The following is a 13,951-nucleotide window of genomic DNA, read 5'->3' as shown; positions in this document are numbered from 1 at the left end:
TTCAAAATTGAAATAGCTATTAGCAATTAGCTTTAATTAGCAATAACCTGATTTTAGATGATAAACTTAAATTTTAACAAATTTCATTAACATTAATCAAATTTAATCATTTATGTCTAATATTTGGGAACTCGATTTTTATTCACGTCCAATTTTTGATGAAAATAATAAAAAAATTTGGGAAGTTTTAATCTGTGAAAGCCCTTTAACTGTTAATACTCCAGAGGATAATCTGTTTAAATATTCTCAATTTTGTTCTAGTAATGAAGTTAACTCTGTGTTTTTAGGTTCTGTTATTGAAAAAGCAATTGAGTTATCAGGTATTACTCCCAAAAAAATCAGATTTTTTCGCCGTCAAATGAATAATATGATTACTAAAGCCTGTGAAGATGCCGGAATAACCTCCGCACCTAGTCGTCACACCTATACTTTAGAAAAATGGTTAAAAGACAGAGCCGAAAATTTTTATCCCTTACAACAGGGTTATAATCAAGAAGCGGCCAACTCTCCATCGGTTCAATATCCAGATTTAAACGCCGTTGCTTTACCCGATGCAGTTAGAGGAGATAAAGGAGATAAATGGAGTTTTATGAGTCTTGAGGCAGAGGCTTTTGAGGAAATGCCAGAATGGGATATTAGTTTTGGTGAAGGTTTCCCCCTCTCAATGATGGGAATTACTCCTAATCTTAAAATTCCGGGTTTAATTATGTATTCAAAACGGGCTTTACCCTTAGCAGGATGGATGTCTGGCTTAGAGTTAGGCTATTTAATGTTAGAAGAAGGTAAATTTCCTCGAATACGTTTAGAAACCGGAGTAAGTGATAGTTGGATTTTAGCTAATTTAATTAATAACGATTTATTAACAGAAGCCCACAATTTTGAAAAGGCAAAAAAAGAAGCGAAAGGGGTACATTTTTTAGCAATACAAAGCGATCCTAATGCTGAATCTTTTGCAGGATTTTGGTTATTAAAAGATTAATTTTTTTGATTAAAAAGTTAGGTTTTGAATACTTAACTTTTTAATTTTTCCGATCATTTTACAGAAAAATATTAATTGATTTAAGATAACACACTAGAAGCCATTGCCACGTTTTTGATATGTTTTTCTGGCATTATAAGCATCTCTTAAATCTTCTCTTAATCGTAAAAAAGCATCTCTTTTTAAAAAAGGATAATCACCAATCCATAAATTATAACGGGGTAAATAAGCATCAGTAATTTGTTTAATATTAGCCAAATCTGGTTGATTTGATAAAACAATTAATTCCGCTTTTTCTCCAGATTTAATAACTTTATGAAGACGACTTAAAGGTGCTTTAATATTTGCTTTAAATCCCGTTTTATCAACTATTTCTAAGTTTAATTTTTTTTCTCTATTTTCCACAATAACTAATTGTCCTTTTTGATTAATTCTTTCCACTTCTTGCACCAATTCTTCTGTGATAAATACATCTAAAATTTGACATCTTAAAAAACCACTATAGGCAAAACTTCTCGATTTACTATTTTTAATACTAGCCCAATAAATAGGCGACCAAAACCAATATAAACCCCCGATTATTTGTAATAATAAAATAAATTGTTCTGCTGTTTTACCCGCAGGAATACCTAATAACAATAAAACAATTACAATCACAAATGAAACCAGCGATCTGCGTAAAAAATCATTTAATTTTCCCCAATAAAATAAATATTGTTGCCATGTGGCAATTAACGGCACAACATCTTCAAAAGATTGACGAGTAAGAGGAATTAACATAAAAATTAAAAAATTATCTTTCTTCTATCTAAATGCCGACAAAGTAGATCATTACACGAATATAGCAAAAAAACCACCCGTAGGGATGGTTTTTTTGTGTTAAAAAAGGAGCCTGGCATCGAACTATTTTCCCGTCCGGCAACCCGGAAAGTATCTTCGCCGCGCATTCGTTTCACCATCGAGTTCGGGATGGAATCGAGGTGGGACCAAAAGGCTCAAGACACCAAGCAATGGGTAAAAAACCCTCAAGATTACATAGAGTGAACAATAAGTCAGAAATTAAAATTAGGTCAAGCCCTCGGTCGGTTAGTAAGTCTCGACTTCATCCATTACTGGACTTCCATCTAACTCCTATCAACGGGTGGTCTGCCCGTGACCTTACCAGGTTAACCCTGTGAGAGTACTCATCTTGAGGTGGGCTTCCCACTTAGATGCTTTCAGCGGTTATCACCTCCGCACTTGGCTACCCTGCGTTTACCGTTGGCACGATAACAGGTACACCAGAGGTGCGTCCTTCCCGGTCCTCTCGTACTAAGGAAGACTCCTCTCAATACTCTTACGCCTACACCGGATATGGACCGAACTGTCTCACGACGTTCTGAACCCAGCTCACGTACCGCTTTAATGGGCGAACAGCCCAACCCTTGGGACCGACTTCAGCCCCAGGTTGCGATGAGCCGACATCGAGGTGCCAAACCTCCCCGTCGATGTGAACTCTTGGGGGAGATCAGCCTGTTATCCCTAGAGTAACTTTTATCCGTTGAGCGACGGCCCTTCCACTCAGTGCCGTCGGATCACTAAGACCGACTTTCGTCCCTGCTTGACTTGTAGGTCTTGCAGTCAAGCTCCCTTCTGCCTTTGCACTCCACGGCTGATTTCCAACCAGCCTGAGGGAACCTTTGTGCGCCTCCGTTACCATTTAGGAGGCGACCGCCCCAGTCAAACTGCCCACCTGAAACTGTCCTCCCCAGGTTGACGGGGGTGAGTTAGAATTCTAGCTTCCTGAGAGTGGTATCTCACCGTTGGCTCTGTTTTCCCCACAAGGAAAACTTCAACGCCTCCCACCTATCCTGCGCACAAGAAGCCCGAACACCATTCCAGGCTACAGTAAAGCTTCATAGGGTCTTTCTGTCCAGGTGCAGGTAGTCCGTATCTTCACAGACATTCCTATTTCGCCGAGCCTCTCTCCGAGACAGTATCCAGATCGTTACGCCTTTCGTGCGGGTCGGAACTTACCCGACAAGGAATTTCGCTACCTTAGGACCGTTATAGTTACGGCCGCCGTTCACCGGGGCTTCGGTCACTAGCTTCAGGATTGCTCCTGACCAACTTCCTTAACCTTCCGGCACTGGGCGGGCGTCAGCCCCATACTTCGTCTTACGACTTGGCGGAGACCTGTGTTTTTGGTAAACAGTCGCCTGGATCTCTTCACTGCGACCCCCTCTCAGGGGGTACCCCTTCTCCCGAAGTTACGGGGTCATTTTGCCGAGTTCCTTAGAGAGAGTTATCTCGCGCCCCTTGGTATTCTCTACCTCCCTACCTGTGTCGGTTTCGGGTACAGGCCTTTCTAATTTATGAAGTTTAGGGCTTTTCTTGGAAGCCTGAAATCATAGCACTTCCCCTCCTTAGAGGGTCGGACTCCCACCTTAGCTCAGTCTGTTTTCTCCAGACCTCATCACCTCGAATGGTTGCACTAGGTATTCCAACACCTAGCCACTTGATTCCTTCTCCGTCCTCCTGCTTCAATTAAAAAGGGTACGGGAATATTGACCCGTCGTCCATCGACTACGCTCTTCAGCCTCGCCTTAGGTCCTGACTAACCCTCCGTGGACGAGCCTTGCGGAGGAACCCTTAGGGTTTCGGGGTATATGATTCTCACATATATTTTCGCTACTTAAGCCGACATTCTCACTTCTATACAGTCCACATCTGCTCACCGCTAATGCTTCACCCCATATAGAACGCTCCCCTACCGATTTGTTGTTATACTAAATCCCACAGCTTCGGTAAATAGCTTAGCCCCGTTCATTTTCGGCGCAGGAGCGCTTGACCAGTGAGCTATTACGCACTCTTTTAAGGATTGCTGCTTCTAGGCAAACCTCCTGGTTGTCAATGCACTCCCACCTCCTTAATCACTTAGCTATTATTTTGGGACCTTAGCTGGTGGTCTGGGCTGTTTCCCTCTTGACGATGAAGCTTATCCCCCACCGTCTTACTGGTTAATTCCTCTGGGGTATTCTGAGTTTGCCTCACTTTGGTACCGCTCTCGCGATACGTGACGAAACAGTGCTTTACCCCCCCAGTCTTACTTTAACCGCTGCGCCTAAACACATTTCGGGGAGAACCAGCTAGCTCCGGGTTCGATTGGCATTTCACCCCTAACCACACCTCATCCGCTAATTTTTCAACATTAGTCGGTTCGGACCTTCACTTGGTTTTACCCAAGCTTCATCCTGGACATGGTTAGATCACCGGGTTCGGGTCTATAATCAGTGACTCTACGCCCTCTTCAGACTCGCTTTCGCTTTGGCTTCGTTCTCTAACTTAACCTGCCACTGACTATAAGTCGCTTACTCATTCTTCAACAGGCACACGGTTAGACGTTTAATCGTCCTTCCATTGCTTGTAAGCTAACGGTTTCATGTTCTATTTCACTCCCTTAACGGGGTTCTTTTCACCTTTCCCTCGCGGTACTTTACACTATCGGTCACACATTAGTATTTAGCCTTACCAGGTGGTCCTGGCTGATTCACACGGTATTCCACGAGTTCCGTGCTACTCGGGATTCACTCTAACTTAATTCAATTTTCGACTACAGGACTTTCACCTTCTTTGGTGTAGCTTTCAACTACTTCGTCTAACTGTTTTAAGCCGTTTTGAGTGTCCCACGACCCCAATCTCCTTAGACATTGGTTTAGGCTCTTCCCTCTTCGTCTCATGCTACTGGGGAATCACTGTTTTGTTTTCTCTTCCTCTAGTTACTAAGATGTTTCAGTTCACTAGGTTCGCTCGTTCCCACCTATGGATTCAGTGGGTCGTACAAGGGGTTTCCCCATTCGGATACCTCCGGCTCGATGCTTGTTTCCAGCTCCCCGGAGCGTTTCGTCGGTAACTACGTCCTTCTTCGCCTTTGTGTGCCTAGGTATTCCCCGTTAGCTCTTTGTAGCTTGACCTGTTTTTTGAGTTTCGTTCTTTGAGTTTTTTTGTTACTCTGTTTCGACTCTTTCTGACTTATTTTAGTTCTATGTAATTTTCAAGGTTCTTGACTGGATTTAACACCCAGCATTCGTTTTTTACAATTAAAAAAAACGGTGCTGAAGGTTCTTTTGGTGGAGGTTAGCGGACTCGAACCGCTGACATCCTGCTTGCAAAGCAGGCGCTCTACCAACTGAGCTAAACCCCCTTAGTGGGCCATCTTGGACTTGAACCAAGGACCTCACCCTTATCAGGGGTGCGCTCTAACCACCTGAGCTAATAGCCCCTTTGGTCGTACCCGACCTAATCTGCCGACCTAATCTATTGAAAACTTGATTACTGCCCTTGCCTGACCTTTGTTTTGTTGTCAGTTCTAGCTTTCTTACTTTTCCCTGACAAGAGGTCTCCTTTTAAGGAGGTGATCCAGCCACACCTTCCGGTACGGCTACCTTGTTACGACTTCACCCCAGTCATTGGCCCTGCCTTCGGCATCCTCCTCCTTTCGGTTAGAGTAACGACTTCGGGCGTGGTCAACTTCCATGGTGTGACGGGCGGTGTGTACAAGGCCCGGGAACGGATTCACCGCAGTATGCTGACCTGCGATTACTAGCGATTCCTCCTTCATGCAGACGAGTTGCAGTCTGCAATCTGAACTGAGGTAGGGTTTGCTGAGATTCGCTCACTTTCTCAAGTTGGCTACCCTTTGTCCCTACCATTGTAGTACGTGTGTCGCCCAAGACGTAAGGGGCATGCTGACTTGACGTCATCCCCACCTTCCTCCGAGTTCTCCCCGGCGGTCTCCTTAGAGTTCCCAACTTAATGATGGCAACTAAGGACGAGGGTTGCGCTCGTTGCGGGACTTAACCCAACATCTCACGACACGAGCTGACGACAGCCATGCACCACCTGTCACGATGCTCCCTAAGGCACTTTCTCCTTTCAGAGAAATTCATCGGATGTCAAGTCTTGGTAAGGTTCTTCGCGTTGCTTCGAATTAAACCACATGCTCCACCGCTTGTGCAGGCCCCCGTCAATTCCTTTGAGTTTTAATCTTGCGACCGTACTCCCCAGGCGGATAACTTAACGCGTTAGCTTCGGCACAGTCTGATTTGATACAGCCTACGCCTAGTTTCCATCGTTTACCGCTAGGACTACAGGGGTATCTAATCCCTTTCGCTCCCCTAGCTTTCGTCCCTCAGTGTCAGTTTCGGCCCAGTAGAGCGCTTTCGCCACTGGTGTTCTTCCCAATCTCTACGCATTTCACCGCTACACTGGGAATTCCCTCTACCCCTACCGCACTCTAGTTTTACAGTTTCCACTGCCTTTATGAGGTTAAGCCTCATCCTTTGACAGCAGACTTGTCTAACCACCTACGGACTCTTTACGCCCAATGATTCCGGATAACGCTTGCATCCTCCGTATTACCGCGGCTGCTGGCACGGAGTTAGCCGATGCTTCTTCCTTAAGTACCGTCAGAATCTTCCCTGGTAAAAGAGCTTTACAACCCTAAGGCCTTCATCACTCACGCGGCATTGCTGGATCAGGCTTTCGCCCATTGTCCAATATTCCCCACTGCTGCCTCCCGTAGGAGTCTGGGCCGTGTCTCAGTCCCAGTGTGGCTGATCATCCTCTCAGACCAGCTAAGGATCGTCGGCTTGGTAGGCCTTTACCCCACCAACTACCTAATCCTACGCGGGCTCATCCTTTGCCGATAAATCTTTGGTCTTTCGACATCATCCGGTATTAGCAGTCATTTCTAACTGTTATTCCGAAGCAAAGGGCAGATTCCCACGTGTTACGCACCCGTGCGCCACTAGACCCGAAGGTCTCGTTCGACTTGCATGTGTTAGGCATGCCGCCAGCGTTCGTTCTGAGCCAGGATCAAACTCTCCATTTTAACTAAATTAATTTCTTAAGTTTAGTTTTTGGTTTGAGTTGTTAAGCTCTTTTTTTAATTTGACTTTAGTCAAGTTTTTTGTTAAATTAGTTTGACTAAGGGCTAGTAATAAGTTTTCAATATATTGATTTGTCTAGGTTCGGTGCGCTCGGCTTCGTTTGTCTCTCTCAACCGCGCATTTATCAATATAGCCTACCTCTTTGGTTTTGTCAACACTTTTGACAAATTTCTTTTTTCTGTCTCTGTGTAAGCCTTTCAAGCTTTTTCTTCCTCTTTTTTCCTTTTTTTTGAGAATATTTTTTTTATTTGTTAGGTAAGCTTGTGGTTAAAAAGCTTGATTTATAAGCAATATAGGGTTTTAAAATTTTTTAGAAAATTTTTTTGGTTGTGCGATGAAACAAAAAAAAGCTGAAATCTGATACAAGTCAATTTCAGCTTGGGGCAAGTTAATTTATCTGATTGGGTTTTACATTCCCATTATTTCGTAGCCACTATCTACATAAATTATTTGTCCGGTGATGCCACTGGCTAGATCGCTACTTAAAAAGGTGGCGGTGTTACCTACTTCTAGTTGGGTAACTGTTCTGCGAAGGGGTGCGGTTGCTTCTACATGGTGGATCATATCTAAGATACCTCCAACGGCTGATGAGGCTAGGGTGCGGATCGGGCCTGCTGAGATGGCGTTAACTCTAATGTTTTTAGGGCCTAGTTCTGAGGCAAGGTAACGTACGCTCATTTCTAGGGCGGCTTTGGCTACACCCATAACATTATAGTTGGGGATCACTTTGACTCCCCCTAAATAGGATAGGGTGACGATGCTCCCGCCTTCTGTCATAAGGGGAACGGCGGCTTTGCTGAGGCTGGTAAGGGAGTAACTACTGATGTCTAGGGCGGTTTTAAATCCTTCTCGGCTGGTGTTAATAAATTCTCCGGTTAAGTCGTCTTTGTTGGCAAAGGCTAGACAGTGGATCAGGATGTCAATTTTATCCCAAATTTTGCCAATTTCGGTAAAGGTTTCGGCTATTTGTTGATCGTTTTGAACGTCACAGGGTAAGAAGACTGTAGGCTTAAGGGGTTCTACTAATTCTCCTACTTTTTTGGCAAAGCGTCCTTTTTCGTCTGGTAAATAGGTGACTCCAATATTAGCCCCAGCTTGATGGAGTTGTTGGGCTATGCCCCAAGCGATGGAGCGGTTGTTGGCAATGCCTGTGACAAGGGCATTTTTTCCGGTTAAATCTAACATAGTTTTTATATAATGAAAAAAAATAATGTTTTTTGTTAGGATGGTGAGTAGAATTTTATCATTGTTTTGTCAATAGCAATCGAATTTAGGGATTGAAAGGTTTTTTGGGGATTGGGAGCAGTGGATAGTAGCTTAAGTTTGTTATTTTTTGATCAGTATTTTTAAGCAAAAATGGCGCATATCTTGTTATTTTGTAAATGCTAGTTTAAGATAGCTAAAAAATAATTTTTTGATTTTTTATTTAATTTTTCCAGTTTTTGAGTGAATCCCCATGAGTCTTTCAGTAATTTCAGAAACAACTTTAGAAACGGTTTTTCGTCAAATCAGTAGTGGTGGTTATCCTCCGGTGGTGGAATTTTATGAGCGTGGTAAAACGATTTTTTTTCCGGGGGATCCGGCGGAAAAGGTTTATTTTTTGATGAAGGGGGCGGTTAAGTTATCGAGAGTGTATGAGGCGGGGGAGGAGATTACTGTGGCTTTATTGCGGGAAAATAGTGTGTTTGGGGTGTTGTCTTTGGTGACGGGGCAAAGATCCGATCGCTTTTATCATGCGGTGGCTTTTACTCCAGTGGAGTTGTTATCGGCGCCGATCGATCATGTGGAAAAGGCTTTAAATGAACATCCTGAGTTATCTATGTTGATGTTAAAGGGGTTGTCTTCTCGGATTTTACAGACGGAAATGATGATTGAAACATTAGCCCATCGGGATATGGGATCACGTTTGGTGAGTTTTTTATTAATTTTATGTCGTGATTTCGGCATTCCCACCAATGAGGGGATCCGCATTGATTTAAAGTTGTCTCATCAGGCGATCGCTGAGGCCATTGGCTCTACCCGTGTCACGGTGACAAGGTTATTAGGGGATCTAAGGCAGGATAATATGATTTCTATTTATAAGAAGAAAATAACAGTTCATAATCCGGTGGCTTTAAGTCAACAGTTTACTTAATAAACCCTAATTAATAGTTAATAATCTTTAATAAAGCTTCTTTTAAAGCCTCTATTTTAAGAGGTTTACTGAGATAGTCATTCATTCCGGCCTCTAAACAAATTTGGTGATCGCTTTCCATCGCATTGGCCGTCATGGCAATAATATAAGGTTGAGTTGAATCGTCAAAATGTTCACGAATCCAACGAGTAGCTTCTAAGCCGTCCATTTCAGGCATTTGCATATCCATTAAGATTAAATCGTAGGATTGTTTTTGTAAAGCGTTAATTACTTCTAATCCATTACCTACTATTTGCCCTGAATAGCCGAGTTTATTGAGTGTTAATAAAATAACTTTCTGATTTACTTTGTTATCTTCTGCTACTAATATTTTTAAATTATAATTGTTTTCCTCAGAAATAGTCGCAACAAAAGAAGAATTTAAAGAGTTTTGAGTTTGATTGACGTTGAATATTTGTAAGAAAATTTCATAAAGGTTAGATTGTTTAATTGGTTGAGTTAAAATATATTTTAAATTTAGTTGAGATTTTATTGAATCTGAAAGATGGGTAAAAGCATTTAAAATAATAATAGGAAAATGGCAAGTTTTAGGACTATTTTTGATGGTTTTGATTGTCTCTAAATTGTCTAAACTAAAATCTTGACAATCAAAAATAATTACGTCAAAATCTTGTTTTTGAGCGAGAATTACTAAGGCTTGATTAACTGTATTTGTTTCAGTATAAATCATACCTAATTTTGCAATTTGTTGAGTAATTAAATTACGAATGAGGGAATTTTCCCCGATAAATAAAATTTGTTTATTCTTAAAAATTTCAGAATTAAAAGTTACTTCTTGTTCACAATAATTCATTTTACTCATGAGTGTAAAGGAAAAAGTTGAGCCTTTTCCTAGTTCACTTTCTACCCACATTTGTCCACCCATTAATTCTGCTAAACGCTTACTAATAGACAAGCCTAAGCCTGTCCCTTCGTATTTTCGATTGCGGCCAGAGTCAACTTGAGAAAATGATTTAAACAGTTTATTTTGCCCTTCTTCAGATATACCTATTCCTGTATCTTTAACGGTAAATTTAATTTCACATTCACAGGTATTAGGATTACAACTAGGGCTAGAAATAGCTAAAATAATTTCACCTTTTTCGGTAAATTTTAGGGAATTACCAATTAAATTAACTAAAATTTGGCGAACTCTAGTAACATCTCCAATGAGTATTTTAGGAATGGAAAAATCCCAATAATAACCTAAGCCTAATTTTTTCTGGGCGGCCTGATGGGCAAATAAGTCTAAAACACCTTCAATACAATCTTGTAAATTAAAAGGATTTTTCTCTAATTCTAGTTTTCCTGATTCAATTTTTGATAGGTCTAATATATCATTAATAATAGTTAATAATGCGTCTCCACTATTACGAATTGTCTCCACAAAATCCTGTTGTTGTTCACTTAAAGAGGTGTCTAATAATAAATTTGTCATGCCGATCACCCCATTCATGGGGGTGCGAATTTCATGGCTCATCATGGCTAAAAACTCACTTTTAGCTCGGTTGGCATTGTCGGCTTCTTGTCGGGCTTGTTGTAAAGCCTCATTTTTGAGGGCTAATTCCTCTAAACGGATTTTTTCTTGTTTTAAGAGTTTTGACTGGGCGATCGCAATGCCTAACTGGGCGGCCACTTCTTCTAATAATTCTATTTCATCTTCTGTCCAATGACGGTAGCGATCACACTGATCCAAGCTGATCGCACCGTTGATCTGACCTTGGTAAAAAGTCCCGATCGCTAATAAGGATTTAATTCCCAATGCCTCTAAAAACTCTTTTTTTGGCTGTAATAAAGGACAATCATAGACGTTAGAAGCACAAATTGCTCGATCTTCTGAGATAATTTGTTGTAAATGGGGATTGCCTTCAACTGCTATTTTTAAACCAATTAAAGAGGGATAATTTCCATTTAAAGACTCAGATACGCATAAAATATGAGGTTCAGGATCATTAATATAGGTAAAAATAGTACAATAATTACTTTTAAAAACTTTCCCTAATTCAGAAGCGGCAGTTTGAAAAACCGTTTCAGGATCTAAACTTTGACGGATTTCATTGGTAATTTTCCTTAAGAGTAGGGCTTTTTCAAATTGGCGTTTTAATAATTCTTCACTCTCTTTACGCTCAGTTATATCCTCTGCATAGCCCGGCACTCGATAAAGTTGTCCCTGTTCATTGAAAACGGGAAAAGTGCGATCGTGAATCCAACGAATATTACCATCAGGTCTAATAATACGATAAATTTGATTAATTTGTTGTCCAGTTTCAAATCCATTTTGTGTATTGTTAATAACTGTGAGTCGATCTTCGGGATGAATAGAATCAAGCCAAGATAAAGAATTTTGATATAAACTTTCACAAGATTGACCCCAAATTTTTTCATAGGCGGGGGAAATATAAAGCGTTTTTCGAGTAGAATCAGTGAGGAAAAATACCTGATTAATATTCTCAGCTAATTCCCTAAATTTTTGTTCACTTTCGATTAAAGCTTGTTCAATTTTTTGTTTTTCCGTAACATCTTGAACAAGGGAAAGAATGGAGACAACTTGACCAAATTGATCCCTTAAAATTGAGTTATACCATTGACAATAAATCAGCCGATTATCTTTTGTATAATTACGATTATTACAGATAAAATGAATGGTATTTGTATTTAATGAATTGGTAATTATTTCTTCAACGGATTTGAGATCTTCTTGATGAACAAAATGCCAATCATTCCAATTTTTATTGAAAACTTCTTGTTCTGACCAGCCAAAAATTACTTCTGCTTGTTTTGACCATCTTGCTACTTTTGAGCCTAAACTCCATTCAATGGTGGCTAGGGGTGAATTATCAGTATGATAATTTAATTTTTGAATAAAATTATGTAATTCTTTTTCCTTTTCTTTCCTGTCTGTAATATCTAAAACAATGGCTAAAAATACCCTATCATCACCAATTTTTACTAACTGTAAATTAATTTCAACGGGATAGGAAGTTTGATCGGCTCTTTGATGAATTGTCTCAAAAATAACGATAGATTGTTGTTGGTCAATTAATAAATTAATGTTGGCTTCAAATTGCTCTATGGTTAAATTTTGAGTTAATTCAAAAGGGGTCATATTCTTTAAGGTTGCTAACTCATAGCCTAAATTTTTTAAAGCTCCTTGATTAGCATATTCAAATTTAAAAGTTTGAGGATTAAAGACATAAATTTCATTGAGACTAGCATCTAAAATATAACTTAATTGTGCTTGGATAAATTGACTTTTTTCATATTTTAAGTGTTCCTGTTCATATTTAATTTTTAATTCTTGTTGTGCCAGTTGTAATTGTTCAATTAACATCCCTTGTTTAATGCCAATTGTTAACTGAATTGATAAATTTTCTAAAAAATCCATTTCTTCTACTAACCAATAACGAAATTTCTCGCATTGATGCGCAACTAATAACCCCCATAATTTATCATCTATAATAATAGGAATAACTAAATTTGCTTTGATCTTAAATTTTTCTAAAAATTTAATATAACAATCACTTAAATTGGCTTGATAAATGTTAGAAATAGCTTTGCATTTAACGTAATTATATTTATGTTTTGTACATTGTTCTTCAAAACATAAATCCCTAATAATTTGATTAACTACGGAATATTCAGGCTTACTAAAAGCTTCCACTACAATTTCTCCTGACCAATCTTCTTTAAAACGATAAATTAAGACTCGATCGGTGCCTAAAAGTTCGTGAACTTCATTAACGGCGGTTTGTAAAATTGTTTGTAAATCTAAAGATGAACGAATCCTGAAAGCAATATCAGATAATAGTTTCTCCTGTTTTGATTGAATTTGTAAAATGTTATGTTGTTGATCAACTTTTTGTTGTAAATTTTGATTTAATTGTTCTAATAATTGATTTTTTTCTATTGTTAATTGTTGAACTTGTTCCCGTAAATTATTAATAATTTCATATAATTGTAAAGGATTAATTGCTTGTAAAATTGAAGTTTGTGTGATCAATCCTTTTAAAATTCCGCTTTGATCTACTACGATTAAATGCCTAAGTTGATGATCTAACATCATTTGATGAACTGTCCAAAGTGATTCATGGGGATAGGTTAAATTGAAACAATTTGTCATTACTTCCCCTACTTTAATTTTTGTAAAATCTAATCTTCTTTTTTGAAATTCAACTATATCTTTTTCCGTAATAATACTAACAGGAATAGGTTGATTAAATTGATTTTTTTCCGTGATGATAATACAATCAACTTGATATTCAACCATTAATTTAACAATCGTAATTAATAGTTCTTGTTTTCTTGCCGTAATAACTTCACTATTTAAAACTTCATTAACATAACGAGTTTTAAGAAGTTCGGGAGTTTTTAAAGTTTTTCTAATACTATCAGGAGTAATCACTGTAATGGGTTGATTATTATGATCTAAAATTGGTAAATGACAAATTTGACAACTTTCCATTAAGTCAATTAATTGAGTAATTGATGTTAATTGATCTTGATAATAGCTAATAACTGGATTAGTCATAATATCCTGAACTTTTAATTGTTCTAAATTAAAACCTTGGGCTGTTAAATTAACAATATCTTTTTGGGTAATTAATCCCTGTAAATGATTATTTTCCATGACTAAAATACAACTAGGTTTTACTTGATTGATAATTGATTTTTCTTCCAAATCAACAACAAAAGATGTATTGGTCATAATTGTAATTGCATCAAGAATTGAAGTATCAAAAGTGACCATCACAAAATTATTTTTCAATTGTTCTAGTTGTAATGACAACATAAGATTAACAGATTTCATTCTTTGAGTTAAAGATTTTAGGGATATTAATAAATAATAAATGAATTTAATCATAATTATCA

Annotated in this window: 5 protein-coding genes, 2 tRNA genes and 3 rRNA genes; 2 read left to right on the top strand and 8 right to left on the bottom strand. The window is 38.9% G+C overall.

What is annotated here, in order from left to right:
• Positions 1–112: 112 nt before the first annotated feature.
• Positions 113–979 carry a Tab2 family RNA-binding protein gene (locus Anndu_RS02515; protein WP_464102850.1) on the top strand — a complete coding sequence of 289 codons (867 nt, stop codon included), beginning with the start codon at positions 113–115 and terminating at the stop codon, positions 977–979.
• 93 nt (positions 980–1,072) lie between these two features.
• On the opposite strand, the gene Anndu_RS02510 is transcribed toward Anndu_RS02515, so the two are convergent.
• The 7 genes from Anndu_RS02510 to fabI all read right to left on the bottom strand — a co-directional run bounded on the left by Anndu_RS02510 (position 1,073) and on the right by fabI (position 8,094).
• Entirely contained in the window at positions 1,073–1,759 is a 687-nt protein-coding gene (locus Anndu_RS02510) for a phosphate ABC transporter permease (RefSeq protein ID WP_464102849.1), read from the bottom strand.
• Between the two features lie 110 nt (positions 1,760–1,869).
• Positions 1,870–1,987 (bottom strand): 5S ribosomal RNA (gene rrf / locus Anndu_RS02505).
• Positions 1,988–2,045: 58 nt separating this feature from the next.
• Positions 2,046–4,932 (bottom strand): 23S ribosomal RNA (locus Anndu_RS02500).
• Positions 4,933–5,086: 154 nt separating this feature from the next.
• Positions 5,087–5,162, bottom strand: a tRNA-Ala gene (locus tag Anndu_RS02495).
• A gap of 4 nt (positions 5,163–5,166) precedes the next feature.
• Positions 5,167–5,240 (bottom strand) — tRNA-Ile (locus Anndu_RS02490).
• 125 nt (positions 5,241–5,365) lie between these two features.
• Positions 5,366–6,851 (bottom strand): 16S ribosomal RNA (locus Anndu_RS02485).
• Together the 16S, 23S and 5S rRNA genes with 2 tRNA genes alongside form the textbook arrangement of a ribosomal RNA operon.
• A 466-nt stretch (positions 6,852–7,317) precedes the next feature.
• The gene (gene fabI, locus Anndu_RS02480) at positions 7,318–8,094 is read right to left on the bottom strand and encodes an enoyl-ACP reductase FabI (RefSeq protein WP_464102848.1); all 777 of its coding nucleotides are present in this window, start codon (positions 8,092–8,094) and stop codon (positions 7,318–7,320) included.
• Between the two features lie 271 nt (positions 8,095–8,365).
• On the opposite strand from fabI, the gene ntcA reads away from it, so the two are divergent.
• Positions 8,366–9,043 (top strand): global nitrogen regulator NtcA, encoded by a 678-nt coding sequence (gene ntcA, locus Anndu_RS02475; protein WP_464102847.1) that lies wholly within the window; start codon positions 8,366–8,368, stop codon positions 9,041–9,043.
• A 10-nt stretch (positions 9,044–9,053) separates the two neighbouring features.
• Here ntcA and Anndu_RS02470 read toward each other — a convergent pair whose 3' ends face one another.
• Positions 9,054–13,871: a PAS domain S-box protein gene (locus tag Anndu_RS02470; protein WP_464102846.1), complete on the bottom strand. Its 4,818-nt coding sequence runs from the start codon at positions 13,869–13,871 to the stop codon at positions 9,054–9,056.
• Positions 13,872–13,951: the final 80 nt, after the last annotated feature.

Source organism: Annamia dubia NIES-4383 (assembly GCF_055394725.1).
This window is presented reverse-complemented; position numbering and strand designations above follow the sequence as displayed.

Bases quoted from the DNA above. Each gene is read 5' to 3' on its own strand.
- Anndu_RS02515 (WP_464102850.1), top strand. From the start codon at position 113: ATGTCTAATATTTGGGAACTCGATTTTTATTCACGTCCAATTTTTGAT.
- Anndu_RS02510 (WP_464102849.1), bottom strand. From the start codon at position 1,759: ATGTTAATTCCTCTTACTCGTCAATCTTTTGAAGATGTTGTGCCGTTA.
- Anndu_RS02470 (WP_464102846.1), bottom strand. From the start codon at position 13,871: ATGTTGTCATTACAACTAGAACAATTGAAAAATAATTTTGTGATGGTC.
- fabI (WP_464102848.1), bottom strand. From the start codon at position 8,094: ATGTTAGATTTAACCGGAAAAAATGCCCTTGTCACAGGCATTGCCAAC.
- ntcA (WP_464102847.1), top strand. From the start codon at position 8,366: ATGAGTCTTTCAGTAATTTCAGAAACAACTTTAGAAACGGTTTTTCGT.